1 pseudogene is annotated in these 530 nt (G+C 71.1%); it reads left to right on the top strand.

The features are described 5' to 3' along the window. A pseudogene (locus A5709_RS28435) lies at window positions 1-464 on the top strand (hypothetical protein); the annotation flags it as partial. Window positions 465-530: the final 66 nt, after the last annotated feature.

Raw genomic sequence — 530 nt, forward strand, 5'->3', positions numbered from 1 at the left:
TCTTCACCGCCCTGCACGCGGTGAGCGCCACCGCGATCACCGGGGGCGACACCCCGCCGCCGGCCCGCATCGTGCTGCTCTCCGACGGCGCCGAGAACGTGCCGCTGGACCCCAACGCCCCGCAGGGGGCGTTCACCGCGGCCCGGGCCGCCAAGGCCGAGGGCGTGCAGATCTCGACGATCTCGTTCGGCACCAAGACCGGCGAGATCGAGATGGACGGGCAGCGGGTCGCCGTCCCCGTCGCGACGGATCAGATGAAGATGATCGCCAAGCTGTCCGGCGGGCAGTCTTACACCGCCAGCAACGTCGCCGAGCTTTCCAAGAGCTACAACGCGATCGAGAAGGACATCGGCTACCGCACGGTGCCGGGGCCGGGCAGCGCCGGGTGGTTGCGCCTGGGCGTCATCACCGCCCTGATCGCGACGGCGCTGGCGCTGCTGATCAACCGGCGGCTCCCGGTCTGATCGCTCAGGAGGGCAGCCGGCGGTTGAGGAACAAGCCGGCCAGGATGGCGCCGGCCATCGCGACGG

This window comes from Mycobacterium sp. E1386 (assembly GCF_001672745.1).
Classification (GTDB): domain Bacteria; phylum Actinomycetota; class Actinomycetes; order Mycobacteriales; family Mycobacteriaceae; genus Mycobacterium.